Source organism: Mucilaginibacter sp. KACC 22063 (assembly GCF_028736115.1).
Taxonomy (GTDB): domain Bacteria; phylum Bacteroidota; class Bacteroidia; order Sphingobacteriales; family Sphingobacteriaceae; genus Mucilaginibacter.
Window position 1 is genome coordinate 3,748,030 of sequence record NZ_CP117877.1, and the last position, 25,267, is coordinate 3,773,296.

A 25,267-nucleotide genomic window follows, 5' to 3' on the forward strand; every position below is an offset into this window, starting at 1 on the left:
TAAATATTTGAATCAATAAATTATCAATTCAGCAATTCGTAATTAACTGAGCCTCCTATCGGGATCGAACCAATGACCTACTGATTACAAGTCAGTTGCTCTACCAGCTGAGCTAAGGAGGCTTTTATATTTTCTTTTAAAGAACAGCTTTTGTGTTGGTGTCATATGTTGACCACCTCTCCAAAAGGGAATGCAAATGTACACAAAAAATAACCCGTTCAAAATTTTTTCCAAAAAAAAATCGACGGGTTTTTTACCCGTCGATTTAATGTGCTATAAAGCAGTTTTTTACGTTAAAATTCGTCTTCTAATTCTGTTACAGTAAGCACTACTTTTGCAGCAGTTTCTGCGGCTGCAGCCTTTTTCTGCTTATGTTTTTCTATTTGGCGGCGCAACCCTTCAACCGCCAGGTCTGTTGCTTCTTCAAAACTTTTGCACTTCTCCTTTACAAACAACTGACTGCCAGGTATAATACATTTAATCTCCACAACCTTGTTCGATTCGTCTTCTACGTTTTCCAGTTTCAAATAAACCTCGCCGCTTATGATTTTATCATAGAACTGATCCAGCTTATCGGCCTTTTTCTGAATAAAATCTAATAATTTTTTGTCGGCTGTGAAATGAATTGATTGAACTGTAATTTTCATGTTTCCTCCTGTTTAAGCCTTTGGATGGGCTAGTTTGTAAATAGATTTTAACCGTTCCACAGAATTGTGGGTATAAATTTGGGTTGCGCTCAGGTTAGCATGGCCCAAAAGCTCTTTAATCGCATTTAAGTCGGCACCGTTATTCAACAGTGTTGTAGCAAAAGTATGCCTCAGTATATGAGGGCTTCTTTTTTGCTGGGTTGATATGGCTGACAAATATTTATGCACTATTAAATAAATTAGTTTCGGATATGCATCCGCTCCTTTATTAGTAACGATAAGTCTTAAAGATTTGTTATCAAAAATTTTACTTTTTTTTAACTCCAGATACTCAGCTATTAAGGTTTTTAATTGAGCATTTACAGGTACCAAACGCTCTTTGTTACGCTTACCCAACACCTTAATTGTACCATTATACAGGTCATAATCGGTTTCTGAAACACCTAACAGTTCGGCTAAACGCATACCTGTACCGAACAGCATTTCGATAACCAGTTTATCACGCACACCTTCAAAATCGGTTGTGAACGCATCTTCGCTGTCAAGCAATCCAGATAATTTATCTTCTTCCACTACTACCGGCAGATGTTTCGAAATTTTAGGTGTTTGTACCCTTGAGGCCGGATTAGTTTCAATAAGCTTCTCCCCTAACAGAAATTTAAAATACTTACGAAGGGTTGCAATTTTGCGGTTAATGGTACGGGAGGAGTTTTTATCTTCCATTAAGGATACCATCCAGTTGCGGATGTCATGATGCGAAATATCCTGCAGCTGAATAGCAGGATCAAGAAAAGCATAAAATTGTTCCAGGTCGTGCCGGTAAGCGATTACCGTATGCGCCGAGTAGCGCTTTTCGTGCTGGATATATTGTATGAACCGCTCTAAAAACATAAAAACTATTTGCACACCGTAAATATGAATGTACAAATAGTTTTAATATGTAGTACAAGAAATTTGTAACAAAAAGTTACGCGTTGTCTTGATTTAAACCTTGCTTATAAATGGCATGTTTCACCACGTGGCGGCGGGTTACGGATTTCTTTTCGAAAGCCTGACGACTGCGAAGCTCGCGTAATACACCTGTTTTTTCGAATTTCTTTTTAAAGCGTTTTAATGCTTTATCTAATGATTCGCCGTCTTTTACATTTACTATAATCATAATACCCTGATATACCTCCTTTCGTGGGATGACAAAGGTAGGTAAAAGTTTTGATTATCAAAATACAACTTAATGATTATCAACTAATATTCTGCAAGTACAATAATATTGTCTGATAACGGCGCTATTTTGTCTCTGCCATTTAAAAAGCTTAAGCCAACTACAAAAGAAAAGCCGGCCACCTTTCCACCCATTTCCTCAATCAATTCTCTTGCAGCGGTAACTGTGCCACCGGTTGCTAAAAGATCATCATGGATCAGCACATGCTGTCCTGGTTCAAAAGCGTCGGTATGCAATTCTATGGTTGCAGTACCGTATTCAAGCTCATACTTTTTTGTATTAACGCTGTAGGGCAATTTACCAGCCTTACGCACAGGCACAAATGGTACACCTAATTTGCAGGCAAGTGAAAGACCAAACAAAAAGCCGCGGCTTTCTATCCCTGCAACTACATCAACCCGCTTGTTTTTGAGTTGCTGTACAAAGGCATCAACAACGGCATCACACAGTTTGGGATCTTTTAATATCGGGGTAATATCTTTAAAAATAATTCCCGGTTTCGGAAAATCGGGAATATCTCTTATGGCTGCTTTTATTTGCTGGTCAATCATGAATGTTCAAATTCCACAATTTTAAGCAAAAATGTCTGTACCTTAAAGTTCATTTAATGTTTAGCGGTATTCAGGTCTGCATTATCCGGATTAAGTATATAATCAACCTCTCCTCTATCATTTTTAAGTACAAACTTCAGGCGCTCTTTGGGCAGATTGATATCCAGCGACATTTCGGCCAGCACAATTTCCAGATTGTCTGCCAGCGCTTTCAAATCTTTATCATTCGGCACTTTGATCTCTATCGTTTCGTTACGTGCATTGATTTTCCATCCCGGCACATTGGCCTGTGTTAATACATCAATCCATTTTTGCTGGTAAGCATTCATACTTTAAGATTTTCTTATTTAAAACCGTTTCTATCAAAAAAGTTTGAATACACCATATTAAAAAGCTTAATACCTTTTAATCTTTTTATTCATTCATTGCTTTTCCGTAGATGTTTAAAGGCGTTATACGGTTCTGGAATATGATGTTAGGGCTTTTGGAGAACCTGACAAAGTCAGCAGCACTCACCTGACCGGGATAAGGTGCAAAAAAATGCTCTTTAGTGGCATTGCGCCAGGTCATTATATAAGATAGCTTACTAAACTTTACTAATTGCGGCAATAATACATTGGTCCACCAGTTGGTATCGGGTATGCCTTGATAACCCGTTTCAGGGATGCTCATTAGTTTATGATGTGCATCAGCCACTGTTTGTAAAATACCGAGTTGTTTATGGAGGCGGTCGGTGTATTGATCTACATTTTTAGTGCAATACAGATCAAACCCCATCACATCCACATAACCATCACCCGGATAGCGTTCTAAAAATTCCTGTTCAGAATTAAAGTCAGCGGTTGAGTAAACAATCACTAAATGATGAAGCTTTTGCTTTTTGCGCAGAAAATCAATGGTATATTGCCATAAAGCGATAAAGTCCTGCGGCGTTGTCGTTTTAGCACCCCACCAGAACCAGCCGCCCGTGAGCTCATGAAACGGCCTGAACAAAACCGGAATGGCTTCGCCATCTTTACCTTTCAGTGTTTTAAGATACCTGGCTACATGCTTCAAATAATCCTTATATTCTTCATTATTGGGGCCGCCCGGCAGAATGTTTTTCACAGAGTTTTGTGTGGTGTCCCAGGCATTTTGCCCGTTTACGGGGTTATCCATGTGCCAGCAAATGGTATTGATACCGCCGCGCTGGTAAGCTTCCTGTATCAATTTACGCTGAGTTTCAAAAGGAACGCCGTTGATATCGTTGGTGCTGTCATGCTCCATTTTGGCCACATCCCATCCATATAAAGCCGGATAAATACCTGCAACGGCCTTTACATCCGAACTATCTTTTAACGCCCATCCAATACCGTAAGCAGTATCGTCATGGTGGCCAAATATCACACCCTTTCCCTGTACTTTTTGCAAATTACTGTACAAGGCCCGTGTCTCTTTAGTCGCTTTGGTATCGCTTAAAGGTATTTGTGCATAGCCAATACCTGTACAGAACATAAATGACACCATTAAACGCGCGGCTGCATGTTTCATATCAAAGCGAAAATTAGATCAGTAAAAGTGCTAAGTTTAAATTACAAATGCTAAACGATATTATTTGTTTAGCGACATATAGTAAGCATCACACACCTGCAGATTTTTGCACCATTTGGCGCAGTGATGATATGCCACACTATGCTATAGGGGCTTAAGTTCAATTTTAATGTGAGATTATTAAGTAATAGCTATATTAAGCGTATAATTTAATACTGATTTTGTCCTGAAAAAATAAAATCTGTTTATTTTGGCCGTATCTGCCAAACAACATGAGTTAGTGTTTGTAAGTAAGATGATTAAATTGAATACCGACCGAAAAACATTAGATGGATACACCAGGAACTACAGCAGAACCGGTAAAAAAGCGGCCGAACGGGTTTATAAACAGCCTAAAAACTACTTTTACCGATCTGTATAAAGTATGCATGTTTATTCTTCGCTTTTTTAAAGAAGCGTTTACTCCCCCTTACGAATTTAAGGAACTGATGCGCCAGTGTTATGAAGTTGGCGTACGTTCACTTGCGCTGATCACTTTAACCGGCTTTATTGTGGGTATGATATTTACCAAGCAGTCGCGCCCGTCATTAAGCGAGTTCGGGGCACAATCATGGCTGCCCTCATTGGTGTCCATAGCCATTATGCGCGCCCTGGCACCGCTGGTTACGGCGCTAATCATAGCCGGGCGTGTGGGCTCGAGTATCGGTGCCGAAATAGGCTCAATGCGCGTTACCGAACAAATTGATGCTATGGAAGTATCAGGTACACACCCTTTTAAATACCTGGTTTGCATACGTGTGCTGGCTACCACCATATCGGTGCCGCTGCTGGCTACCTACACTGCATTTGTGGCTATGATGGGCGGATATTTAAATGTACACACCAACGAGGGTACCAGCTACAGCACTTTTATAGAGCAGGCTTTTGAGCCTTTAACGTATATAGACTTTGAGTCGTCGCTGATTAAATCTATCGTATTCGGCTTTACAGTAGGCATGGTAGGTTGTTATAAAGGCTATAACTCATCGCGCGGAACAGAGGGTGTTGGTAAAGCAGCCAACTCGGCCGTGGTGACAGGCATGTTCCTGGTATTTATAGAAGAAATTTTAATTGTACAGATAACCGGCTGGTTCAGATAGTTATGGCAAAACCAAATACAAATATCGACTATAACAACCCGGTGATCACCATTCGTGGCCTTAAGAAATCTTTTGGTGACAACGATGTATTACGCGGTGTTGACCTTGACCTGTACCAGGGAGAAAACCTGGTAGTTTTAGGCCGATCCGGCACAGGTAAGTCTGTACTGATAAAAATTATTTCAGGGCTGCTTACTGCCGATAGCGGCGAAATAAGTGTAATGGGTTTAAACCTGGATACCCTTGACGACAGGCAACTGCGCGAATTGCGGTTAAAGGTGGGGTTCTCATTTCAGAACAGTGCGCTGTATGATAGTATGACAGTGCGCAAAAATCTGGAGTTTCCGCTGGTAAGAAACAGTAAAAACCTTAGCCGCGCAGAAATTAATAACCGTATTGAAATGATACTGGATGCGGTAGGGCTGCTGCAAACCATTAACCAGATGCCTTCAGAACTTTCGGGTGGACAGCGTAAGCGTATAGGGATAGCACGTACATTGATTTTACAGCCCGACATTATGTTATATGACGAACCAACCGCCGGCCTTGACCCTATTACTTCGATAGAGATCAATGACCTGATCAACGAGGTACAGCAACGGTTTCATACCTCGGCCATTATTATTACCCATGACCTTACCTGCGCTAAAGCTACCGGAGATCGTATTGTAATGCTGCTTGACGGAAAATTTGAGCGCGAAGGAAGTTTTGAAGAAGTGTTTAATACAGATGACGAACGCGTTAAAGCGTTTTACAACTATAATTTTATAGCGTAATATGGACAGAGAAGAAAATAAAAAAACCATAATAGTAGGCATTTTCATAGCCCTTGGCCTTGTTATATTTATTGTAGGCGTACTTACTTATGGCAATCAGCGTAAAAGTTTTAGTAATGGCGTACATATCAGTGCTGTATTTAATGATGTGAACGGTTTGATGAAGGGAAACAACGTGTGGTTTTCGGGCGTGCGCGTAGGTATGATCAGCAATATCAAATTTGTAGGTATCTCGCAGGTATACGTTACCATGAACATTGATAAATCGGCGCAGCAATTTATACATAGCAATGCCGGTGCCCGTATCAGTTCTGAAGGCTTTATTGGTAATAAGCTAATTGTTATTTCAGGTGGTACGCCGCAGGCTCCTGTTATCAAAGACGGCGACCAGCTACAGGTTGAACAGGTGATGAGTACGGATGATATTATGAAAACGCTGCAGAAAAACAATCAAAACCTGCTTGCCATAACAACTGACTTTAAAACACTTAGCCATAAAATTATTGAAGGTAAAGGAATGGTTGGCCAGTTAATGACAGATACTGTACTATCAGCCCGGTTCAGGGCGGTTATACAAAACCTTGATGCTACCACGCGTAATGCAGCACGCATGGCCGAGCAGTTGAATGTATATGGGGCAAAGCTTAACTCAAAGGATGGTTTTGCTAACAAGCTGGCAACAGATACAGCCACTTTTAACCATATACAGCAGGCAGTTGCGCAATTACAGAAAACTACGGTCACTGCCAGCGAGTTTGCAGAAAACCTGAACCGTGCCAGTAATAAATTAAACAGCACCGATAACGCTTTAGGTGTATTGTTAAACGACCAGAAAGCAGCCGTTAAAGTACAGAGCACGATTAACTATCTGCAACAAAGTTCTGTGAAACTAAATGACGACCTTGAGGCTGCACAGCACAACTTTTTATTGAAAGGTTTTTTCAAGAAACGCGATAAAGCAAAACAAGATTCGATAAAAGAAGCAGAGAAGCAACGTAAACAGTAAACTGCAGTGTTAAATGCAGAATATAATTTTTATAACTGTTTGAAAATTTGATAAAAAAGCATATAATTGTGTCAACAAAACGCATTAAACTAACTAAACTAACAGCTGACTCAAAAAAGGCGTAATGCTTACACAATATTAAAGTCCCTAACTTTAAACTATTGCATTGAGTTAAAACAAACAAAGCCTCCAATTCGGAGGCTTTGTTTGTTTATTGCCATGTGATAACAATAGCATTACTTGTTTTTAAACGCTCTGTAAGTTGGCCGATATGGTGCTGCAAGTGGCGCAGGTTATATATGTATAACCCGGCTAGGCTCATCGGCAGCCAATCAAATCCAATTTTGTAAATTATAATCTTCATTAATGCGTGATGAACACTGTGCTATTAGCTGTTTTGCATAAGCCGCCAGTTCATCTTTAGTATACACCGTTATTATAATCAGCGGTTCATCTTCTATGTAATTTATCTTCTCTAAGAAATTATAACCTTACATATCCCCGTTTTTCAAAACTTCTTGGTGGTCAACTATAGAATCTCTCTGAAAAATAATGTGATAAGACATTGGCGCAATTAAAAGTTGTCTGTATTGGCTCTTTAAGGTATCCGGGCTGGTACCAGAACCTATATGATAAAACTTTTTTTTAAAAGCATCAGGAGACATTTCAATTAGATCCAAATGCTTTTTATTTATCTTCTTTATATAAGGATATTTAAAATATATGCGATTCTTGTCGTTTGGATCCAAGGCAATCACCAATATTTGATCCTCGACTTTACACTCTATGTAATCGACATTATCAGACATATGATTTACATTGCCTAATTTTGAAATTATCACGTAAAATCTCCCACTGGCTACCTTCGATGTAGTAAAGTGTAGTTTTGATTCTGGTAGATAAAAGTTAAACTCGTTTACATTTTTCCCTTTTGGAAAGCAAGATGAAAACAGTGCCCCAATAACTAAAATTGAAAAATAAGCTCTCATAATTTGCCCATTATTATCTCACACCTTCTGGAATAGCTACTAACCATCTATACGGCAAGGCTCCATAACCCCTTGTAGAATCCCGAATCCCTGCTGCCCAACCCAAGTGTTGGGCATTCTGAGTATGATAAGTGATTCGCCAAAAAGCATTTTCATAAGTAGTATCATTCCATAATTCTTGCGGGCATTGCCTAATACAATCAATAAGCATCAACAATGCTTTCTGATACTGCGCAATTAACTCCGCTTTCATAATCAAAACTAATCTATCAGCATCATATCTTCATCGTCGGTAAGGCTAAGCTGTATATTGTCGCTGCCTGCAATTCCTTCTATAGAACCTTTTATATGGGCTGCGCTTAACAAAACTTTTTCCAGTTGCTTTTCGCGTGCCTTCCAAAGCTTTTCCATGGCTTCGCGTTCTTTAAGTATCGACATGCGCATGCTCATAAAACCTTCGCGAATGGCTTTCCATTGCTCCGAAAATTCATTACTGGTCAGGAAATCATACAACAGGTGCATTTTGTCTCCTTTGTTTTCCTGCGAACGCAATACCGCCGACAATTTAAGTACCGTATCTCTTAATATATAAGCTACCGGTTTTACTTCTTCAAATGAACAGATCCAGACACCGTCACGCTCACCAAAGCAGTCCATATCCTTCGGATAACACTGGGTTACAATTACTGCTATATCTGCACCTGTATTACGCATGTCCTTTTTAAGCTTTTCTATCCACTCGTTCGAGAATGCATTGGTACGTTTACTTTCATAAATGATACGCCCGCACTCCTGCCCAAATTGATTTCGTACGGTTTGTATACAATCGGCGCCACGTACCCCCTTACCTACCTCACCTATCATATCAAACGGAAAATTAGTGCGCAGCAGTTCTTCTAAAATCACCTCCTGTACCTCGCCCTGTAATTGCATAGATCCCTGTTCTGCCTTGCGCTTCATTTCGTCGGCAAGTTTCTTTTGCTGTTCCAGCTGCATTTCCAGCTCTTTCACACGCATCTGATGCTCGGTATCTTTCAGGTTATATTTTTCGCTTTCCTGCTTGCGTATTTGCTCAGCCAGTTCGTTTCGCTGCTCTGTAAGCTTACGCTGAAGCTCAAGCTGCAATTCTTCTTCCCTTTGTTTAAGGCTTTGTTCTTTCTGCAAAAACTCCAGTTCTTTCTGGCGACTTAATTTTAGCTTCTCCTCGTTCTCTTTTACACTGTTTTGCAATAATTGCATCTGTGTTTCAAAGTCGGCCGAAATAGTTTTGCGCAAGCTTTCCTCCATGGTAAGCTGCACTTTCTTTTTTTCTTCAATAAGTCGTTGTTCAAAGCTCAACTGCTGCTGCTGCTGGCGCTGATTAAACTCCTCATCTTTTTTGCGGTACTCGTCTTCCTTTTGTTTGGTATATTGCTGCATTTGCAATCGAAGCTGCTTCTTATACTCTTCGGTCATCACTTCCTCAATTGGAAACGGATGCCCGCAACTCGGACACTTAACTTCTGTTGCCATGTATTGTTATTAATTAAAGTTTAAAGATAACGATCTGCAAAATTACTTATCTAATATTAGTTATTTACATGCCGGATATAGATGACATACTACGTAAAATATCCGTGCTTTAATTTATCTTAGGGACGGCAATGAAACACAAAAGCCAATCAACCTTATGACTACTTTATCAACCGTTTCAGTTCCCGAAAATCATACAAGCACGGCATCCAGAAGACTTATAGGTGTAGACATACTTAGAACGATTGCCATAATGGCTGTTGTTTTCATACATGGAAGCCACACTATACCTTTTACTTTAACAGCTTTTGACCGCAAGATTGACCTTCAACACTCACAGGACTTATTTAGATTTTGTGTCCCTGTTTTTATTTTTTTATGGGCATACTTCCAGGAAATTTCATTCATAAAAAGGGGAGAAATGCAGACCATGAAAAGATTTTATAAACTTTTCGTCCCTTTTATATTTTGGTCGCTGGTGTATTTCTTTTTAACTGCCGATGCAAAGGGCCTTTCTATTGTAAAAATAGTTGTAAAATACTGGACTGGTTATGGATGGTCCGGACAGTATTATTTCATCATTCTTTTCCAGTTATTATTGCTATTCCCGGTTATCGCTTCTATTGCACGTAAGGTTTCAGCAATAGTTTCTTTAGAAGTTATCTTTATAGTATCCATAGCTTTTTATGCCTTTTTGGCTTATTCAAACTGGTTTGAACTAAAAATATTCAATCAAATATCAAACCGGCTATTTGTTTACTGGCTACCTTATATTTTTATAGTAGTAGCCTATGCAAGAGGAAAAAGATTTAAGTTAAATCCATCAATATTCGTGTCTCTTTTATCATTGCTCCTGATATTGATTGAAGCATCTTTTATCAAAACTACAGATCCGTATTTACGCCCCTCTGTTTTCATTTGCAGCATTTTTTTATCAGTTGCATTTATTAACCCAAATGTTAATTACAATTTTCTACCTAAGAGCATATCTAATATCTGTCACGTTATTGCTCAAAACACATTAGCCATATTTTGCCTTAATCCCTTAATCATTATTACACTAAGTAAATTATATAATCAGCATCTGTTACCTGTTAGTTTTCCGGGCGCCAGCATTCTTATCCCAATATTTTCAGTATTGTTAGTTTGCGCAATTGCCGTTGTAATTTCAAAGCTGTTTCAAAAAATAAAACTTGGATTTTTACTGGCTAACTGAGTTTCTTAAATATAATAAGTGCGTTATAGTTGTGCTTGCGAATTAGTTGGTATAATTGAATGTTTTTAATTAAAATATTCTCTACTACTAATCGTCAACCTATCTAATGACTACAGCAACACAATCCCCTCAAATAAAAGGCAGCAAGCAGCCAGGAATATTTAGTTTGCTTAAACCATATATAGGCATGGTTACCCTGTTATTGCTATTTGCACTGCTTAGCAATGGCATTAACCTTTGGTTACCAAAAGTTATTGCCGGCGGAATTGATGATTACAACAAACATCAGTTTGTGTTAACGGATATCCTGAAGAAGTTTTTAACCGCAGTAATACTCATTTTCATTTTCGGCTATTTACAAACCGTTATTCAAACCTATGCCTCAGAAAAAGTGGCAGTTGACCTACGCAGGCGATTAGCCGATAAAATATCAAAACAAAGCTACTTATTTATCGAAAAAACCAACCCGGCAAAGCTGCTTACCAACCTAACTTCTGATGTAGATTCTATTAAGCTATTCGTTGCGCAGGCTTTGGTATCTATTGTTTCATCGTTGTTTATTATCATCGGTGGCAGTGTATTGTTGCTAAGTATCAACTGGCGCCTTGGAATGGCGGTTATGATTATTATACCTGTAATTGGAGGCACCTTTTATTATGTGCTTAAAAATGTACGTGCATTATTTATGAAAAGCCGCGGGGTGATAGATCAGCTGAACAAGGTAATTAACGAAAGCATTTTAGGTTCTGCCTTGGTAAGGGTTGTAAATTCTCAGCAATTAGAATATAATAAGTTTATCACTGCTAATACCGAGGCCAAAAACTACGGATTAAAGATCCTAGGCTTTTTTGCAGGATTGATACCCATCGTAACTTTCACCGCCAATATGGCTGCATTAACCATATTAGTTATGGGTGGGCACTTTGTTATCAGAGGCAGCATGAGCTTAGGCAACTTTGCAGCATTTAATAGCTACCTGTCGCTTATCATCTTCCCGATATTTGTAATTGGTTTCATGAGCAATCTAATTGCCCAGGCAACAGCCTCCTTCCAGCGCATCAACGCAGTGTTAACCGCACCCGACCTGATTGAAAAAGGCACACTTAAAAATACGCTGACGGGCGAGATTGAGCTGAAGAACATAAACGTTTTTTACGGGCTTAAACCCGCCCTTAGTGATGTGTCTTTAAAGGTAGCCGCCGGGTCAAAAATAGCCGTTATAGGGCCAACGGCTTCGGGTAAAACGCAACTGCTTTATCTGCTAACCGGCCTGATCAGTCCGGCAAAAGGTGAAGTTTTATTTGACGGTAAACCAATTGAGGCTTATGATAGCGAGCGTTTTCACAGCCAGGTAGGTTTTGTATTTCAGGATAGCATTATATTTAACATGAGTATCCGTGAAAATATAGCTTTTAATGACACTGTTACAGATGAATCATTACAGAAAGCGATAGAAACTGCTGAATTAAAAGATTTCATTGATACTTTACCCGAAAAACTAAACACGATAGTTTCTGAACGCGGCTCGAGCCTTTCGGGTGGGCAGAAGCAGCGCATTATGCTGGCACGCGCATTAGCTATTAATCCTAAAATACTTTTGCTCGATGATTTTACTGCACGTGTAGACAGTAATACCGAACGGAAAATATTAAGCAATATTCAGAAGAATTACCCTGACCTTACACTTATTTCAGTTACACAAAAAATTGCATCAGTAGAGCATTACGATCAGATCATTTTATTGATGGAAGGTGAGATTGTTGCGCGCGGCTTACACGAAGAGCTAATGAAAACAAGCACTGACTATGTGCAGATCTACAACTCGCAACAAAGTACCAGCAACTACGAAACCGGTGTCAACAATTAAACTGCTCGCAAAATGACAAATTACAATCTTAATCAAATTAATAAAGAGCAGCAAAAACCTTCTACCTGGGCTGGTTTAAAAAAACTGCTGCAAATGATAGCGCATGAAAAGCCTACGCTGATACTGGCCACATTTGCTATACTGATTAACTCTACCCTCAATTTGTTAGGCCCTTTAGTGATAGGCCATACTATTGACAATTATGTGCAGCATAAAAACTTTAATGGTGTAATACATAACGCCATCATACTGCTCTGTATGTATTTGGTAGCACTCGGCACCAGTTTTTCGCAAACTAAACTGATGGGTGGAGTTGGCCAGCGCATGTTATTTACACTGCGCAATGCTTTGTTTAATAAGTTGCAGCAATTACCTGTAAGCTTCTTTAACCAAAACAAGGCAGGCGACCTAATTTCAAGGCTGAACAATGATACGGATAAGCTTAACCAGTTTTTCTCTCAGTCGCTGATGCAATTCATTGGCAATATTTCTATCATGATTGGGGCGGGTATATTTTTGCTGGTTATCAAACTCGAACTTGGCGCAGCCACACTGATACCAGCCATTGCCATACTGTTTCTTACATTGATACTTTCACCATGGATTAAACGCACCAACGCTCAAAATTTAAAAAGCGTTGGCGGTTTAAGCGCCGAGATACAGGAAAGCCTGAACAATTTTAAAGTAATTATTGCCTTTAACCGCCGCGATTACTTCCGTAAAAGATTTGCAATCGCCAATGATGAAAACTATAAAACAGCTATAAGTGCGGGCCTGGCAAACAATATGTTTGTACCTATTTACGGCTTATTTGCCAGCATTGCACAGCTCATTGTACTTACGTTTGGTATTTACCTCATCAGTGTTGGCCAGTTTACCATCGGTTTATTGGTAAGTTATTTATCGTATGCCACCAACTTTTATAATCCACTGCGCCAGCTTGCCGCTTTGTGGACCAACTTTCAACTTGCTATGGCAGGCTGGGACCGCATATCCCAGATCTTATCTTTAGAAAGCGATTTAACATACCTACCCGAAGCTACAGTAGAAACCTCTGACGCGTTACTCGAATTCCGTAACGTAACGTTTTGCTATGATGAGAAAAAAGAAGTATTGCACAATGTTAACATGAAAATGCAGCCCGGCAAAACTTATGCCCTGGTTGGCCCAACAGGTGGTGGCAAAACTACTACAGCATCCCTTATAGCGCGACTGTATGACCCAACAAGCGGGACTGTATTACTTGACGGCAAAGACATCCGTAGTTATACAGCACAAGAACGCAGTAAAAAGATTGGCTTTATTTTACAGGAGCCCTTTCTGTTCACGGGTACTATTAAAGACAACATCCTTTATGGAAATGAAGAGTATTTGGATTATACCAATGAGCAGTTAGAAAAAGTTATCACAGAAGCTAATCTTGGTAATCTGCTGGCGATGTTTGATAACGGGCTTGATACGCTTGTATCCTCTGGTGGCGACAGTATCAGTTTAGGGCAAAAGCAATTAATTGCCTTTATGCGCGCGGTATTACGTAATCCACAACTTTTAATTCTGGATGAAGCGACGGCCAATATTGATACCATTACCGAAAAGCTGTTAGGCGATATATTAGACCGTTTGCCAGCTACCACTACCCGCGTGATTATTGCACATCGCTTAAACACGATTGAAAATGCAGATGAAATATTCTTCGTCAATTCCGGGGAAGTGACACCTGCGGGGTCATTGAATGATGCGATGGATTTATTGTTGAACCGGCAACGCACAAGCTAAAAAATAGTTGATAAACAAAACGGCGGCTTGAATCAAGCCGCCGTTTTTATGATACATTGTTTCAGGTTATGGTTTTACCTGATCTGCTTTATCAAACCAAAGTCTTGTGGTAACTAAGTCACCACCGATGGCTTGTCCGGCTGCTTTAACGTTAGCACCGTTTACGTTACCTTCATTTACCGGATAGGTAAAACGTACCGGGTAACCAGATAATGCTTTTGTTGGAGGAACCATATAAGGATAATCAAGCAAACGCTGAGCAATCCATGCATCGTAACCCCTATTGTAATAAGCGATCCATTTTTGTAAACCAATTTTTTGTTTGTAAGTAGCAGTTGGGCTTACAGCTGTAGTATATGCTACTGATGGTTGCGCCAGGTAAGTAGCTGCAGCAGTTGCCGAACCACCCCAATCTAAAATATTGGCAGTAATACCTGCATTGTAGTGGCTTTCTGCGGTACCACCAACATTATAACCTCTGGCAGCAGCTTCAGCTAAAGCAAACTCAGTTTCTGCATAATCCATTAACACACCACGGAAATTAGGTGCTGTTAAAGTTGTGCTTGGTGCAGAGAAGTTGGCATAGCTGGCACTTGAACCAGGAGTTTGCCCAGAATAACCACCTTTGTTATCAGTTGTAAAGAACAACGGCAAACGAGGATCTGAATTGCTTTTTAACTGATTAACCAAAGTACTTGCTCCGATAAAATCCAAACGGCCACTTTGTACAAGGTCAACCCAAACAGGGTTGGTATTTGGTGGAGCACTCAAATAACCGAAAAATGCATTGTCGCTGTTTGAGGTAAACACCCCTGCAGCAACCGCAGACTCAATAACAGATTTTGCTTTTGCGTTATCTGCATCGGCAATGGTAATACCCATCTTAAGTTTAAGGGTATTAGCAAATTTGGTCCATTTGGCTGCGCTGCCGCCATAAATAACATCAGCAGCACCTAAACTACCAGTACCACCCGCTAAAGCTGCAATATCAGCATCTAAACGGGTAAGTAATGAGTTATAAACCGTTGCAGCATCATCATATGATGGAAAAAGGTTACTCGGATTTAAAGCTTTGGTGTACGGTATATTACCATAAGTAGTAACCAGATAATAATAAGCATATACTTCAAGTATATCGGCCTCAGCATTGTCTACTTTTGTTGCAGCAGGATTTGTACTTTGTGCCGTACCTAATGTTTTTGCCTGCTCTAAGTTTTCAAGCACATCACGGTACCATGCATTCCACATACCATCAGTGATTGACCTTGATGTAGACAGGTTGTAATTAGACTCATCGGTATAGGTGGTCTCATTCCAATGCTGCACAATTAGCCTGAATGTATTTAAGTTAACGTTTGACGATGTAACCGTATTAACAAACGTATGCTCTGCCTGTGTAAATTCGGCTGCTGCCGGAACCGTGGTAGGGCTTTTAGGGTTTACGTTAATACTTGTTAAATCCTTTTTACAAGCCGATGCAAGCATAACGGCAGGTAAAATTGCATATATAATTTTTTTCATGACTTTCTCTTCTAGAATCTAACTTTTAAGTTAAGTAAAAATGAACGCACGGTTGGCATAGAACCACTTTGGTAACCTTGCAAGTTGCCTGATGCTAAAGTTTCTTCAGGATCGGCATATGGCAAGTTTTTGTGAATGATCCAAAGGTTATGTCCGTTTAATGAAAGGTCGATACCTTTAACCGGTCCCATACCGCTGATCCATTTTTGAGGGAATGAGTAAGAGATAGATGCTTCTCTTAACTTCACATAGCTTGCATCGTAAATAAATGCTGCGTTAGGACGGGTTTCATAACCATAAGCACCACTTGCATTGTTCTCAATACGAACATTGTTAGGGGTACCATCCTCTTTAACACCAGGTAAGATGATACCACCGCCTTGTGCAATTGGCAAACGTGATGGGTTACCTTTATCATTTAAGCCAGCAGTTTCAGGATATAAACCAGTATCCATACCATAATAAGTATCAAGAGAGAATACCTGTCCACCTTTTCTAACATCAATCAGGAAGCTTAAGCTTAAGTTTTTATACCTGAAGGTGTTACCGATGCCGCCAATCCAGTTAGGATTGTAGTTACCAATAACTGAATTTGGGTTTGGATCTTGTTCATAGTAACCATCAGCACCAACCACAGGCTGGCCATTTTTATAAACAAAGTTTGTACCTCTGATTGTACCCAATGGTTGGTTAAGTGTAGCATTTAAACTTACGTTACCCTGGAATGTTCCAAGCACTAAGTTATCAGCAAACTGGCCGCTTGCATCTTTGTAAGATTCGATCAACTTATTGCGGTTGCGTGTAAAGTTGACATTAACATTCCATTGGAAATCTTTGCTCTTAATCGGTGTACCGGTTACAGTTAACTCGATACCTTTATTTTGAACAGTACCAGCATTAATGTAAGTACTTGCATAACCTGTAGCAGTTGATACCGGAACAGGAATTAACTGATCAACTGTTTTGGTAACATAATATGTACCATCTAAACTTAAACGGTTGTTGAAGAAGGCTAACTCTAAACCAGCCTCAGTACTGCGTGTGCGCTCTGGCTTAAGATCAGGAATATTTTTCTGAGTGCTAACATTAGCCTGAGGAATTGAACCAAAAGGAGTATTTAAACTGTAGGTATCAAGTAAGTTATAAGGAGCTGCATCATTACCTACTTCTGCATAGTTAGCCCTTAATTTACCATATGATAACCAGGTCCATTGTTTTAATAACTGAGAAAAGATGAAGCCACCCGCTACTGAAGGATAATAATACCTGTTATTACCTTTAGGTAAGGTTGATGAAGCGTCACGGCGTATGGTTCCATCTAAAGTGATCAATTGTTTCCAGGTCAGGGTAGCGTCTGCATAAACACCGGTAACCTGACGGCTCTGATCTGTTTCACCCGGTGCAAGAGGGGTGTTTACCGAGTTAGATAACGCATATAAACCAGGAACAACTAATCCACCGTTTGTTGCAGCATTAATTTGCTGATAACGTTGCTTACGGATGTTTGCTCCCACCACTGCCTTTAAATTAAGGTCAGAAGTAAGGTTTTTATCCATGTTGGCTATGAAATCATAGTTAGTTTCATTGAAAGAAAGGTTTCTTCTGGTATAGCCAGATACCCCTGTTGAACCAACTGCTCTTCTTTCTTCCTGTAACTGGTTCCAGTTATCCACTGTTACACGGCCCAATACATTAATCCAGCTATTAATTTTGTAATTAGCATGTACGTTGCCGAAATAACGGTTGCGGGTATCATTTTCATAGTTTTGATACCTGATGAAGTAAGGGTTATCCCAATAAATAGGTTTTGGGTTAGTATCGCTGGTTGGGTTCCATGAAATGTTTTTACCACCCGAAGCGAAATACTGGTCTTTCATTTCCTGAACATCATTGTTCACCTGGAACCACTGACGGAAAGAGTTCAGGATATTATCAGACTGGTAACCTGTTCCGTAACGACCCAAACCTACTGTATTAATGTAGCTGATGTTTGCTCCGGCAGACAACTTAGAAGTAATGTTGTAATTGCTGGAAAAATCAAGGTTGTTTTTAAGGATATTACTGTTAGGCATAATACCGGTCTCATTATTCCTGGTATAACCTAACTTAAAGTCGCCATTATCACCACCGTTTGAAATAACGATACTTTCGTTATTAATAACCGGGTGAGTAAAGAAGGTTGCAGGTCCATTTGCTGCTGCAATCCATGGTGTAGCTTTTTTGTAGTTTGGAGAGTATGGTGAAAAAGCATCCCATTGATATACTAACAAATTAGGATTAAACCTTGCACCATAAGATGCATCTTCTGTAAGCGGGTCAACCAGGTCTGGTTTACCGTCACCGTTAACGTCGCGATAGAAGAACTGGCCTGTAGGATCTTCGTAGTAAGGGCCGTAACCACCACCATATTCATTCTGATATTTAGCAAAGGTTGATTTATCAATAGCGCCTGTACCAACACCTGCGTTAACGGTAATACCTAAGCCTTTTTTAGCTTTTTTGGTGGTGATCAAGATCACACCGTTAGAACCTTGTGAACCATATAGCGCGGTTGCAGCAGCACCTTTTAATACGGTAATTGATTCGATATCATCAGGGTTGATGTCATTAGCAGGGCTACCGTAATCATAACCACCGCCACCCGTTCTTTGGGTGCTGGTGCTGATAGATGCGCTGTTTAAGCCACCATTGCTGAAGGGAACACCGTCAACAACGAACAAAGCCTGGTTGTTGCCATAGATTGACTTGGCACCACGGATAACAACGTTTGTAGAACCTCCTAAGCTGTTTGACTGGCGAATTTCCAAACCTGATACTTTACCAGATAATTCTGAGGCAACATTTGGAGAACGAGTGCTGGAGATAGCATCGCCAGAAATTTGTTGCGCAGCATAAGATTGCTGGTTACGGGTACGGTTTAAACCTAACGCACCTGTTACAACAACCTCGCCCAGTTGCTTGCTTGAAGTTTCAAGCACAACGTTAAATACAGTTGAAGGACCATTGATTGATCTTTCCTGTGAGTTGTAACCAATAAAGGTAAATTTTAATGCACCAGAATTTGGCACGTTTAACCTGAATCGTCCGTTGGCATCGGTTTGGGTACCAGTAGTAGTACCTACAACCTGAACACTAACGCCGGGAATTGGAAGCCCGTCTTCCTTTGCGGTTACCGTTCCGGTAACTGTCCGGGTTTGTGCATAGGCATAAGAGCCCCACAAACCCAAAACCCATAAAAGGCTGAGTAGAATTTTTTTCATGTAATGTCAGTTAGTTAATAAAGCCCTAAATTATGATATTTTTTTATTCGTCAATATAAATATTAATTATTCGGCAATTAAACTTCATAAAATCTTCACAATCCTTCCGCATTTTATAAATAAACCCACAGGAAATACTACACTCTATCAAATTGATAAGTTTATTTTATTAAAAGAAGAAGATAAATGGTGCTTATTATAAAAAATTGAGAATTTAAAAGCATTAATCAATAAAAAAGAGACCAATAAATAAAAAAACATCAATAACTGTAAATAATACAGTTAGTTTACTGAGTTCGTTCAATTGCTTTTTTTACGTTAAAGCTGCTTTGATTGTTACATAGCTTTTACTATGTACGCATATATTGCGAAGTATTTGAATTACCTATGTATAAACAAATTCAGCAGCATTACTCCACCTAAACCCAGTATGGCTACCAGGGTTTCCATTGCCGACCATGACCGAAATGTATCTTTAATACTCAGATTAAAATATTCTTTATACATCCAAAAACCAGAGTCGTTGACATGCGACAGTACCAGGCTGCCAGCCCCTATAGAAAGCACCATCAAATTGGGGTCAACATGCTGAGTACCTATTATTGGAGCTACTATAGCCGCCGCTGTAAGCCCGGCAACAGTACTTGAGCCCAGGCTGATCCTGATAATAGCAGCGATAACCCAACCCATTACCAGCGGATGCATATTAAGGGTCTGCAACTGTGCTGCTATCTGTGTACTTACACCGCTATCAACAAGTACCTGTTTAAATGCACCAGAACCGGCAATAATGAGTAATATGATTGCGATATCTTTCAGCGCCTCAACATATATACTACTCAATGCGCCCATTTTTTTACCTCTGCTTAAGCCAAGGCTGAATGTTGCATAGATAAGCGAGATCAGCATTACTATTGCCGGGTCGCCAATAAATGCCATCCATTTATTAAGTGTTGGACTTTGTATATTAAGGTGCGGATATAATGTTGTGAGCATTAACAGCACAACCGGCAACAGTGCGCTGAAAAAACTATTGAAAGCGTTTGGCAAGTCCTCGTCTGCAATATCTGCCGGGCGAAATGTAGCCAACGGCTCCGAATGGATATTTTTTAAAGTGCGGGCATATAACGGACCGGCAATGATAATAGTAGGTATAGCAATGATCAGCCCGTAAACAAGAGTAACGCCCATATTAGCATGAAACTGGTTCACCAATGCCGTTGGCGAAGGATGCGGCGGTAAAAAGCCATGTGTTACAGAAAGCGCTGCCAGCATAGGCAGGCCTATATAAACCGCATTGATTTTATATTTATAAGCAATTGAAAAGATGAGCGGTACTACCAGTACAAAGCCTATACCGTAAAACAAAGGGATACCTACCACAAAGCCAGCCAGTACCAGCGCCCATTGCATGTTCTTTTTTCCACTTGCGTTGACCAATACGCCTGCAATTTTCTGTGCCGCCCCGCTTGTTGCGATCAACTTGCCCAGCATAGCGCCCAGGCAAATAATAATAATAAGCGACCCCATCGTGTCACCCATGCCCTTCTGCACAGATGCGGTTACTTTTTCTGCCGGGATGCCTAATAAAAGCCCCGCTACAACAGATACCAGTAGAAAAGCAAGAAAGGGATTTACTTTTGCCCAGCTTACCAGCAGTACAAGCAAAATAAGACAAAGCAGGATGGTCAATAATGCCATTAAGATTGGAGATTAATCAATTAGACAACCGCAATGTAATATTTGAATTTAAAATTTTGGTGAAAAATCAAAAATTTGCAGGATTTGCAAATATTATCACGCAGCATCTTAAAAAAAGATGCACTCCGAATAAAGCAATTTCTTATCCCATAAAGACCTCAGAATAGTGTTACTCTTTCACAGCCGTTACACGCGAGCCATCCGCTCCGGTAGTTTCAAACGTAATTTTTTTGCCAGAGATTTCGGACACGTAAAATGGGAAGTCGCGGGTTTTACCATCAGGCAGTGCTTCTTTTACATTAATGTTTTTCCCGGATAGCTGATAAGTACCATGAGAAAGTGTTTTGCCTCCCCAGGTAATACTAAAGGTATTATCCTGCTTAAATACAATGTAAGGCTTATTCTCTTCTAATTCTGCACGGGTAACAGTATCAGGCGGACTGCTATTGGGTACACCTACCTTTACGTAATTCCACTTACCCACAAGCTGCTCCTGGCTTAAAGCACCTGTGCATGCACTGAACATAAGAATGGCAAAAGCAACAATCAGCATATTTCTCATGCAGTGAAGATAAGTAAACATTTAAACCTCATACAAATAATACGGGCATTGATAGCCAGCTTTAACCAGTATAGGCTTGGCAACATTGTAAACTTTAATACCGCTGCCGTTGATACTTCCTTCTAAAGTACCTGCATGTGCATGCCCGTGGAAACATACCGAAACTCCTTTACGCAGCATCGGCTCGGCCAGCCGCGAAGACCCTAAGAACGGGAATATAGCTTCGGGTTCTCCAATTACTGTGGCACTTACAGGGGCGTAGTGCAATACGGCGATCTTGTGTATTACATCCGGGTCGGCTTCCAATTTGGCTAAAGCACGCTCCAGTTTCAACGCCTCGTTAACGGTTTCCTGTACAAATGCTTTCATGGCATCCTCACCAAACATGGTAAGCATGTGGTTGTCAAAACCACCACCAAAACCTTTAATACCTGCAAAACCTACATTACCAACAGTAATAGCTTCACCATCTAATACATATACATTATGGCCTTGTAAGGCCTGGCGTATCATTTTTTGTCTGCCTTTTTCATAATCATGATTACCTAATACACAAATTACAGGTATGGTACAGGCTTGCAGTTCAGCCGCTAAGATATGTGCCTCGTCTTCATCGCCAGTATCGGTAAGATCGCCGCATATAATAAGCACATCAGCTTTTGACGATACCTCCCTGAAATAATCGGCCCATTTACCCTTATCTGTTTCTTTAACATGTATATCACCTACAGCTGCAATGCGTGTTATTTTTTTTTCTTCCATTAGTTAAACACTTACAATGGTGTATGACTTATAATCCCATTCTTTAATATCAATAGCGTATTGTGTCTGATCAATCATTGGCCCGCGGCATACGCGTACCACCGGATCAGGCAGCTCATATTGCTGCGCTGCACGTTGCATCAATTCGTCAAATAACCATTTCGGGACTATTTCATGATAATCTGACGGGTAAACGAACTGAAATTGCAGCAGTTGTGCCAGTAATAAATGCCAGTGCGTGTCAAGCCTCGAGAACAGGTGCTTCCAATCAAACTGCTTGCCTCTTTTCAACATCAGGTGGTTAAGGTCAGCACCGTCGTAGCGTTCGCGATTTTGTACATATATCTTACCCCAGTACAATTCTTCGGCAGGTATAGCTTTCACATTACAGTCGAAAAACTTCACTGGCGTGGCACGTTTAAACCAGTCGTCATCAACTTTACATATATTATTGACTGTATCGAATATAATGTCGATAAAATAATCGCCGTTAAAAACCTTAGCAAGCCATCTTACATCGGTAAATTCTGTTTTATACCCCTTTTCAGAAAAATGCTTTAATATCTTAGGGCAATCTGAATACCGGCAGTAAACATCAATGTCTTTAGTATCCCGGTAAATACCGGTATAGGTAAAAAATGCAAACGCACCGCCAAGCATAAATTCAACACCGCTTTCATTAAGTATGGTTAATGCCTTAGTGTAAAACTCGTGCGCTTCTTTATCTTCATTAATAACCATATTATCTTTTTCCTCTCACAGAACATACTGCTTTTGGTACTTAATACAACCACTTTGTACTCCTTTGTGTTTTGGTGTACCAACAAACAAAAGTATTGCAAGCTTGTCTCCTTACAGGTTATAGCAGTTACAACGCATAAATTAAAGCACTGGCGGAATGGAAAACAGGTACGAGCTGATCGAAAATTATGGCATAATAGGAAATCTAAATACAGTTGCGCTGGTATCAAACCAGGGATCAATTGATTACATGTGCTTACCGCAGTTTGATTCGCCAAGTGTTTTCGGTGCATTGCTCGACAGTGAGAAAGGTGGCTTTTTTTGTATAAAGCCCGAGTTGTCTGAAATGAACTTTAAACAGCTATACCTTACAGATTCTGCCATACTGGTAACGCGTTTCTTCTCGGAAGATGGTATTGCTGAACTGACCGACTTTATGTCTATTGATGCCAAAGATCACCGCCTTACACTTGTCAGAAAACTAAAAAGCATCAGGGGAGATATCAACTTCAACCTGCAATGCCAACCACGTTTTAATTATGCACAATCGCAGCATAAAGCTTCGGCACATAGCGACCACAGGATAGATTTTGAATCGGAAGATGGCCAAAAATTACACCTGTTTACTGAAATACCGCTTACTGTTTCGGATAATGATATAGACCATCGCTTCTTATTAAAACAGGGTGAGATGGTATGTTTTGTACTCCAGGGCAACATTGAAAACAGCAGTTTCTCTGATAACTTTCACGGGGTATGCATTGATTGCTATAACAACACGTTTAATTACTGGAAAGACTGGATAAACCAGTGCCGCTTTACCGGTCGCTGGATTGAAACCGTGCGCCGATCATGCATTACGCTTAAACTGCTGACATCGGTTAAATACGGATCAATGATTGCCGCACCAACATTCGGCATACCTGAAAAAATTGGCGGCAAACGTAACTGGGATTACCGCTACACCTGGATTCGTGATACATCCTTCACCATGTATGCCTTCCTGAAGCTTGGTTTTATGGAAGAGGCATCGGCTTTTATGCATTGGCTATCGGAACATTGCATACCGCAGGAGATGTATGTGATGTATAACATCGATGGCCAGAAATCGCCCGAAGAAAAGGAAATCCCTTTATCAGGTTATAAAAACTCGAAGCCCGTACTGATTGGCAATGACGCCGTTAATCAGCACCAGATGGATATTTATGGCGAACTGATTGACACCATATACCTCTATAATAAGTATGGTGGCGAGATTACCCATGCCTTTTGGGAAATGCTGGTTAAACAGGTTGAATATGTGTGCGAAAACTGGAACAAACCCGATTACGGACTTTGGGAAGTAAGAGGCGGTAAAAGAGACTTTCTGCACTCGAGGTTAATGTGCTGGGTAGCTTTAGACAGGGCTATAAAAATTGGCGACAACAGGTCATTCCCTTTTCCGCATCAGAGATGGCTTGAGGTACGCGACGAAATCTATAACCATATACACGACAACTTCTGGAACGAAAAGAAACAGGCTTATGTGCAATACCGAGATTCGGACGAGATCGATGCTTCGGTACTATTAATGCCTTTGGTAAGATTTATAAGCCCTAAAGAACCACGATGGTTAAAAACGCTTGCAGCAGTTGAGCGCGAACTTAAGCTTGATGTATTGATTTACCGCTACCGCAATACGGATATTAATGTTGACGGGCTTGGCAGCGAAGAAGGCACCTTTACCATGTGTTCTTTCTGGTATGCCGAATGCCTGGCAAAAAGCGGGCATATCCAGGAAGCCAATGAGGTATTTGCCAAGCTGCTGGGTTATGCCAGTCCGCTAAGGTTATATTCCGAGCAATTGAGTAACAGCGGGCAGCAGGTGGGCAATTTTCCGCAGGCATTCACACATTTAGCACTTATCAGCGCCGCCATTGAAATTAACAGGTTAAACAAAAAAGCAAACAACTAATCAAACCCTTATATTAGTGCAAACTAATTTAAGGTGCCAGTGAAAAAACTGTTACTGCTTATCATTATCACAATTTTTGTTTCCCCGATTGTAAAGGCGCAGGACGGTTATAAATGTGCCACAGCTTTTGATTTGCCTGATTTAACTGATACTTATTGTTCTGCTATTGGGCAATACAACAACAGCAACATCGTACAGGCTGGTATTACCTGGTTTAAATTTACAGCAGCACGCACCAGCCTTACTGTTATTGTAAGCGGTGCAAGCATAGGCGGCACTTTGCAAACCCCTACTATAAAACTTTACACCGACTGCAATACCCAATTTATTGGCGCTTTAAGCAGCAACAACGCCAACATCACTACTTTACACGCAGAACAGTTAACCACAGGAAAAACTTACTACCTGGCGGTAAGCGGCCAAAACCTGGGAAGTTTTAAGTTATGCGTTAATAACTATTATACAGATCCTGCTGATGGCGAGGATTGCGCCACAGCGCTTTATCTCGAAAACACAAACGACATTCAGTAGGGGCCTT

General features: G+C 40.3%; 24 protein-coding genes and 1 tRNA gene. 8 read left to right on the forward strand and 17 right to left on the reverse strand.

All coding sequences use genetic code 11. The features are described from left to right. Positions 1 to 49: 49 nt before the first annotated feature. The 7 genes from PQ461_RS16185 to PQ461_RS16215 form a co-directional block, all read right to left on the reverse strand. A tRNA-Thr gene (locus tag PQ461_RS16185) sits at positions 50 to 122 on the reverse strand. A 171-nt stretch (positions 123 to 293) separates the two neighbouring features. Then, on the reverse strand, positions 294 to 647 hold the full coding sequence (hpf, locus tag PQ461_RS16190) for a ribosome hibernation-promoting factor, HPF/YfiA family (protein WP_274206572.1): 354 nt from the start codon (positions 645 to 647) through the stop codon (positions 294 to 296). Positions 648 to 659: 12 nt separating this feature from the next. Then, on the reverse strand, positions 660 to 1,553 hold the full coding sequence (locus PQ461_RS16195; RefSeq protein ID WP_337993474.1) for a tyrosine-type recombinase/integrase: 894 nt from the start codon (positions 1,551 to 1,553) through the stop codon (positions 660 to 662). Positions 1,554 to 1,614: 61 nt separating this feature from the next. Beyond that, a complete protein-coding gene (gene rpsU / locus PQ461_RS16200; protein ID WP_274206573.1) occupies positions 1,615 to 1,806 on the reverse strand; it encodes a 30S ribosomal protein S21 in 192 nt (63 codons plus the stop codon). An 83-nt stretch (positions 1,807 to 1,889) separates the two neighbouring features. After that, a complete protein-coding gene (locus PQ461_RS16205; protein WP_274206574.1) occupies positions 1,890 to 2,417 on the reverse strand; it encodes an adenine phosphoribosyltransferase in 528 nt (175 codons plus the stop codon). 53 nt (positions 2,418 to 2,470) lie between these two features. Further along, positions 2,471 to 2,746, reverse strand: a complete 276-nt coding sequence (locus PQ461_RS16210) for a hypothetical protein (RefSeq protein WP_274206575.1) — start codon at positions 2,744 to 2,746, stop codon at positions 2,471 to 2,473. A gap of 85 nt (positions 2,747 to 2,831) precedes the next feature. Beyond that, the gene (locus tag PQ461_RS16215; protein WP_274206576.1) at positions 2,832 to 3,947 is read right to left on the reverse strand and encodes a glycoside hydrolase family 26 protein; all 1,116 of its coding nucleotides are present in this window, start codon (positions 3,945 to 3,947) and stop codon (positions 2,832 to 2,834) included. A 329-nt stretch (positions 3,948 to 4,276) separates the two neighbouring features. Between PQ461_RS16215 and PQ461_RS16220 the strand changes: the two genes are divergently transcribed. From PQ461_RS16220 to PQ461_RS16230, 3 genes are read left to right on the forward strand one after another with little or no spacing between them, the layout of a single operon-like run. After that, entirely contained in the window at positions 4,277 to 5,086 is an 810-nt protein-coding gene (locus PQ461_RS16220; RefSeq protein WP_443192774.1) for an MlaE family ABC transporter permease, read from the forward strand. Between the two features lie 2 nt (positions 5,087 to 5,088). Continuing rightward, positions 5,089 to 5,862: an ABC transporter ATP-binding protein gene (locus PQ461_RS16225; RefSeq protein ID WP_274206577.1), complete on the forward strand. Its 774-nt coding sequence runs from the start codon at positions 5,089 to 5,091 to the stop codon at positions 5,860 to 5,862. A gap of 1 nt (position 5,863) precedes the next feature. Next, positions 5,864 to 6,868, forward strand: coding sequence for an MlaD family protein (locus PQ461_RS16230; protein WP_274206578.1), 1,005 nt, complete (start codon positions 5,864 to 5,866; stop codon positions 6,866 to 6,868). A 211-nt stretch (positions 6,869 to 7,079) separates the two neighbouring features. On the opposite strand, the gene PQ461_RS16235 is transcribed toward PQ461_RS16230, so the two are convergent. The 4 genes from PQ461_RS16235 to PQ461_RS16250 all read right to left on the reverse strand — a co-directional run bounded on the left by PQ461_RS16235 (position 7,080) and on the right by PQ461_RS16250 (position 9,369). After that, positions 7,080 to 7,232 carry a hypothetical protein gene (locus tag PQ461_RS16235; RefSeq protein ID WP_274206579.1) on the reverse strand — a complete coding sequence of 51 codons (153 nt, stop codon included), beginning with the start codon at positions 7,230 to 7,232 and terminating at the stop codon, positions 7,080 to 7,082. 127 nt (positions 7,233 to 7,359) lie between these two features. Continuing rightward, entirely contained in the window at positions 7,360 to 7,857 is a 498-nt protein-coding gene (locus tag PQ461_RS16240) for a hypothetical protein (protein WP_274206580.1), read from the reverse strand. A gap of 13 nt (positions 7,858 to 7,870) precedes the next feature. Further along, entirely contained in the window at positions 7,871 to 8,110 is a 240-nt protein-coding gene (locus PQ461_RS16245; RefSeq protein WP_274206581.1) for a hypothetical protein, read from the reverse strand. 8 nt (positions 8,111 to 8,118) lie between these two features. Continuing rightward, positions 8,119 to 9,369 carry a DUF2130 domain-containing protein gene (locus PQ461_RS16250; protein WP_274206582.1) on the reverse strand — a complete coding sequence of 417 codons (1,251 nt, stop codon included), beginning with the start codon at positions 9,367 to 9,369 and terminating at the stop codon, positions 8,119 to 8,121. A gap of 253 nt (positions 9,370 to 9,622) precedes the next feature. Between PQ461_RS16250 and PQ461_RS16255 the strand changes: the two genes are divergently transcribed. From PQ461_RS16255 to PQ461_RS16265, 3 genes are all read left to right on the forward strand, one after another. Further along, complete coding sequence (locus PQ461_RS16255) at positions 9,623 to 10,585, forward strand: acyltransferase family protein (RefSeq protein ID WP_274304021.1); 963 nt, start codon at positions 9,623 to 9,625, stop codon at positions 10,583 to 10,585. Positions 10,586 to 10,691: 106 nt separating this feature from the next. After that, positions 10,692 to 12,452: an ABC transporter ATP-binding protein gene (locus tag PQ461_RS16260; RefSeq protein ID WP_274206583.1), complete on the forward strand. Its 1,761-nt coding sequence runs from the start codon at positions 10,692 to 10,694 to the stop codon at positions 12,450 to 12,452. Between the two features lie 12 nt (positions 12,453 to 12,464). Then, positions 12,465 to 14,228 carry an ABC transporter ATP-binding protein gene (locus PQ461_RS16265; RefSeq protein WP_274206584.1) on the forward strand — a complete coding sequence of 588 codons (1,764 nt, stop codon included), beginning with the start codon at positions 12,465 to 12,467 and terminating at the stop codon, positions 14,226 to 14,228. A 66-nt stretch (positions 14,229 to 14,294) separates the two neighbouring features. On the opposite strand, the gene PQ461_RS16270 is transcribed toward PQ461_RS16265, so the two are convergent. The 6 genes from PQ461_RS16270 to PQ461_RS16295 form a co-directional block, all read right to left on the reverse strand. After that, positions 14,295 to 15,749 (reverse strand): SusD/RagB family nutrient-binding outer membrane lipoprotein, encoded by a 1,455-nt coding sequence (locus PQ461_RS16270; protein ID WP_274206585.1) that lies wholly within the window; start codon positions 15,747 to 15,749, stop codon positions 14,295 to 14,297. 11 nt (positions 15,750 to 15,760) lie between these two features. Then, a complete protein-coding gene (locus tag PQ461_RS16275) occupies positions 15,761 to 19,009 on the reverse strand; it encodes a SusC/RagA family TonB-linked outer membrane protein (RefSeq protein ID WP_274206586.1) in 3,249 nt (1,082 codons plus the stop codon). Between the two features lie 381 nt (positions 19,010 to 19,390). After that, a complete protein-coding gene (locus PQ461_RS16280) occupies positions 19,391 to 20,710 on the reverse strand; it encodes a gluconate:H+ symporter (RefSeq protein WP_274206587.1) in 1,320 nt (439 codons plus the stop codon). Positions 20,711 to 20,879: 169 nt separating this feature from the next. Continuing rightward, complete coding sequence (locus tag PQ461_RS16285) at positions 20,880 to 21,272, reverse strand: lipocalin-like domain-containing protein (RefSeq protein ID WP_274206588.1); 393 nt, start codon at positions 21,270 to 21,272, stop codon at positions 20,880 to 20,882. Between the two features lie 21 nt (positions 21,273 to 21,293). After that, positions 21,294 to 22,034, reverse strand: coding sequence for a metallophosphoesterase family protein (locus PQ461_RS16290; RefSeq protein ID WP_274206589.1), 741 nt, complete (start codon positions 22,032 to 22,034; stop codon positions 21,294 to 21,296). Positions 22,035 to 22,037: 3 nt separating this feature from the next. Beyond that, positions 22,038 to 22,775, reverse strand: coding sequence for a nucleotidyltransferase (locus PQ461_RS16295; protein ID WP_274206590.1), 738 nt, complete (start codon positions 22,773 to 22,775; stop codon positions 22,038 to 22,040). Between the two features lie 157 nt (positions 22,776 to 22,932). On the opposite strand from PQ461_RS16295, the gene PQ461_RS16300 reads away from it, so the two are divergent. Both PQ461_RS16300 and PQ461_RS16305 read left to right on the forward strand, forming a co-directional pair. Beyond that, positions 22,933 to 24,729: a glycoside hydrolase family 15 protein gene (locus tag PQ461_RS16300; RefSeq protein WP_274206591.1), complete on the forward strand. Its 1,797-nt coding sequence runs from the start codon at positions 22,933 to 22,935 to the stop codon at positions 24,727 to 24,729. Positions 24,730 to 24,768: 39 nt separating this feature from the next. Next, complete coding sequence (locus PQ461_RS16305; RefSeq protein ID WP_274206592.1) at positions 24,769 to 25,260, forward strand: hypothetical protein; 492 nt, start codon at positions 24,769 to 24,771, stop codon at positions 25,258 to 25,260. Positions 25,261 to 25,267 lie beyond the last annotated feature (7 nt).

Excerpts from the sequence above, each read along its gene's own strand:
- PQ461_RS16275 (WP_274206586.1), bottom strand. The coding sequence starts at position 19,009 with ATGAAAAAAATTCTACTCAGCCTTTTATGGGTTTTGGGTTTGTGGGGC.
- PQ461_RS16225 (WP_274206577.1), top strand. The coding sequence starts at position 5,089 with ATGGCAAAACCAAATACAAATATCGACTATAACAACCCGGTGATCACC.
- PQ461_RS16290 (WP_274206589.1), bottom strand. The coding sequence starts at position 22,034 with ATGGAAGAAAAAAAAATAACACGCATTGCAGCTGTAGGTGATATACAT.
- PQ461_RS16295 (WP_274206590.1), bottom strand. The coding sequence starts at position 22,775 with ATGGTTATTAATGAAGATAAAGAAGCGCACGAGTTTTACACTAAGGCA.
- PQ461_RS16235 (WP_274206579.1), bottom strand. The coding sequence starts at position 7,232 with ATGAAGATTATAATTTACAAAATTGGATTTGATTGGCTGCCGATGAGC.
- rpsU (WP_274206573.1), bottom strand. The coding sequence starts at position 1,806 with ATGATTATAGTAAATGTAAAAGACGGCGAATCATTAGATAAAGCATTA.
- PQ461_RS16245 (WP_274206581.1), bottom strand. The coding sequence starts at position 8,110 with ATGAAAGCGGAGTTAATTGCGCAGTATCAGAAAGCATTGTTGATGCTT.
- PQ461_RS16240 (WP_274206580.1), bottom strand. The coding sequence starts at position 7,857 with ATGAGAGCTTATTTTTCAATTTTAGTTATTGGGGCACTGTTTTCATCT.
- PQ461_RS16260 (WP_274206583.1), top strand. The coding sequence starts at position 10,692 with ATGACTACAGCAACACAATCCCCTCAAATAAAAGGCAGCAAGCAGCCA.
- hpf (WP_274206572.1), bottom strand. The coding sequence starts at position 647 with ATGAAAATTACAGTTCAATCAATTCATTTCACAGCCGACAAAAAATTA.
- PQ461_RS16230 (WP_274206578.1), top strand. The coding sequence starts at position 5,864 with ATGGACAGAGAAGAAAATAAAAAAACCATAATAGTAGGCATTTTCATA.
- PQ461_RS16285 (WP_274206588.1), bottom strand. The coding sequence starts at position 21,272 with ATGAGAAATATGCTGATTGTTGCTTTTGCCATTCTTATGTTCAGTGCA.
- PQ461_RS16215 (WP_274206576.1), bottom strand. The coding sequence starts at position 3,947 with ATGAAACATGCAGCCGCGCGTTTAATGGTGTCATTTATGTTCTGTACA.
- PQ461_RS16220 (WP_443192774.1), top strand. The coding sequence starts at position 4,277 with ATGGATACACCAGGAACTACAGCAGAACCGGTAAAAAAGCGGCCGAAC.
- PQ461_RS16210 (WP_274206575.1), bottom strand. The coding sequence starts at position 2,746 with ATGAATGCTTACCAGCAAAAATGGATTGATGTATTAACACAGGCCAAT.
- PQ461_RS16205 (WP_274206574.1), bottom strand. The coding sequence starts at position 2,417 with ATGATTGACCAGCAAATAAAAGCAGCCATAAGAGATATTCCCGATTTT.
- PQ461_RS16250 (WP_274206582.1), bottom strand. The coding sequence starts at position 9,369 with ATGGCAACAGAAGTTAAGTGTCCGAGTTGCGGGCATCCGTTTCCAATT.
- PQ461_RS16270 (WP_274206585.1), bottom strand. The coding sequence starts at position 15,749 with ATGAAAAAAATTATATATGCAATTTTACCTGCCGTTATGCTTGCATCG.
- PQ461_RS16280 (WP_274206587.1), bottom strand. The coding sequence starts at position 20,710 with ATGGCATTATTGACCATCCTGCTTTGTCTTATTTTGCTTGTACTGCTG.
- PQ461_RS16265 (WP_274206584.1), top strand. The coding sequence starts at position 12,465 with ATGACAAATTACAATCTTAATCAAATTAATAAAGAGCAGCAAAAACCT.
- PQ461_RS16255 (WP_274304021.1), top strand. The coding sequence starts at position 9,623 with ATGGCTGTTGTTTTCATACATGGAAGCCACACTATACCTTTTACTTTA.
- PQ461_RS16300 (WP_274206591.1), top strand. The coding sequence starts at position 22,933 with ATGGAAAACAGGTACGAGCTGATCGAAAATTATGGCATAATAGGAAAT.